Raw genomic sequence first — 1,762 nt, forward strand, 5'->3', positions numbered from 1 at the left:
CAGATACTCAGCCGCGAGTCTTTGATACTCGTTCGCCAGTTTCAGATACTCAGCCGCGAGTCTTTGATACTCGTTCATCAGGAGAGACGCGATTAATCGCGTCTCTACAAGAGGGATTGATTGCGTTTTTACAAGAGAAGGAACGACGCAACATCCGCACGGTGTTGATTTTTGACCAGTTTGAAGAATTTTTCTTTGTTTACACCGAACCAAAACAACGGCGGCAGTTTTTTGAGTTTCTGGGAGAATGCTTGAATGTTCTTTCTGTAAAAGTGATTTTGTCGCTGCGGGTGGATTATCTGCATTACTTGTTGGAGTGCAGTGACTTACCCGGCATGAAGATTATTGGTAATGATATTCTCGGTAACAATGTGCTTTACAAGTTGGGGAATTTTTCGCCCACTGACGCTAAGTTAATTATTCAGCGTTTAACTGAAGCTACTACTTTTAAATTAGACTCTGATTTAATTGACCAATTGGTGAAAGATTTAGCCGGGGAGTTGGGCGAAGTGCGCCCCATTGAGTTGCAGGTGGTAGGGGCGCAACTGCAAACCGAGAATATTACAACTCTGGCAGCATACCAACAACGGGGCACGAAAGAAGAACTGGTACAGCGTTATTTAGATGAAGTAGTGAATGATTGCGGTGCAGAAAACAAAGAAGCGGCGGAGTTGCTGCTGTATTTGCTCACCGATGAAAAAGGCACTCGCCCCCTAAAGACTCGCGCTGAATTAGAACGAGATTTGCAGCAGTATATCTCTAACGGAGATATCCCCGCCAATCCTCCCCCAGTAGGGCGTGTTATGCCGCAGACTAATGTACCATTAAAAATTTTCGGTGCGTTAAGACTAAAGTCCATAACGCACCCTACCAAATTAAAACTGCCTTCTTCCTTTGCTGACAAATTAGATTTGGTGTTAGAGATTTTTGTCAAATCTGGCTTAGTGGTGTTATTGCCAGAAACACCCGCCGACCGTTATCAGCTGGTGCATGATTATTTAGCCGCCTTTATTAGCCAGCAACAAGAACCTTTAAGGGCACAGTTGCAAAGAGAAATCGCCCAAAGAAAACTCAGTGAAGCCAAACTCAATAGTTTTTTGAAACGCGCCTTGTTTGGTTCAATGGCAGCAGGAATCGTATTAGCTGGGTTAGCAGTCACAGCCTGGGATGCAGCACAACGGGCAGACAAGCAAAGAAAACAAGCCGAGATTAGTGAAATTAACGCCCTGAATAATTCTTCAGAAGCATTGTTGGTATCTGGACAACATCCTGATGCGTTAATTGAAGCCTTAAAAGCTGGGGAAAAACTCAAACTTGCACCTTGGGCAAAACCAGATACCCAAATGCGAACTGCGGCAACTTTACACCAAGCGGTGTATTTACAAGCCGAAGAACACCCAGCAAATCGAGCCATAGAAGTTAACACTTTAGAAGGGCATAACAGTCCGGTCATTAGCGTCAGCTTCAGCCCCAATGGGCAACAACTCGCTTCTGGCAGTAGTGACACAATCAAAATCTGGGATGTAACCACAGGCAAACTGCTTAAAACCCTAACTGGGCATAACAGTCCGGTCATTAGCGTCAGCTTCAGCCCCAATGGGCAACAAATCGCTTCTGGCAGTTTAGACAAGACAATCAAAATCTGGGATGTCACCACAGGCAAACTGCTCAAAACCCTGACTGGGCATAAAGAGTTGGTCAATAGCGTCAGCTTCAGCCCCAACGGGCAACAAATCGCTTCTGGCAGTAGTGACGATACAAT

General features: G+C 45.2%; 1 protein-coding gene. It reads left to right on the forward strand.

Annotated elements, in window-relative coordinates; genetic code table 11:
• The coding region (locus I8751_RS21560) for a WD40 repeat domain-containing protein (protein ID WP_214441150.1) at positions 1-1,762 on the forward strand (1,762 nt) is incomplete at both ends.

This window comes from Atlanticothrix silvestris CENA357, assembly GCF_016056295.1.
GTDB classification, from domain to species: Bacteria; Cyanobacteriota; Cyanobacteriia; order Cyanobacteriales; family Nostocaceae; genus Atlanticothrix; species Atlanticothrix silvestris.